1 protein-coding gene is annotated in these 541 nt (G+C 38.1%); it reads right to left on the reverse strand.

Annotation, left to right across the window (positions count from 1 at the left end; all coding sequences use genetic code 11):
• On the reverse strand, positions 1-521 hold a 521-nt coding region (locus AAHB12_RS31265; RefSeq protein ID WP_342048946.1), incomplete at its 3' end, for an IS66 family transposase zinc-finger binding domain-containing protein.
• Positions 522-541 lie beyond the last annotated feature (20 nt).

Raw genomic sequence — 541 nt, forward strand, 5'->3', positions numbered from 1 at the left:
CAGTTTTTACATTCATAGGCATGTTCAATATGCTGTACTTTCATCATTTTTGCAGGAATAAACTTAGCTTCCTCGCGGACAACCATCCCACTGATTTCAACCATTTGATGTTGGCAACAGTCACAGATTGTATGGGCGGGATGATAATGGATTGTTTCTACTTCTACATCATCACGCAATGAATCATTTCTCTTTTTCTTCCGTACGTTTCGAACAACAGTATAAGAAATTGTCTGTTGGCTTTGTTCTTCTGTGTGCTCAGGTTCGCTAAAAGACGGGTCATCCTCAAATAAGGACACTTGCCCATCGGGCTTATTGTATTTGGATTTTTCTGTTTTAGAGCCATATAAAAGCTTTGTTACGTGTTGAAGTTGTTGCGTTAACGATTCAATCTGTTTCAACGCTTGGTCCAACTTTTTCGATAACTCTTTATTTTGTTGATTCGAATGAACTAATTGATCTTCAAGCAATCTAATTAATTTCTCAGATTGCGTTTCATTCGTAGAAGAATCGTTCGCCACACCATTCACCACTTTCGTTC

It is taken from the genome of Bacillus sp. OTU530, from assembly GCF_038440375.1.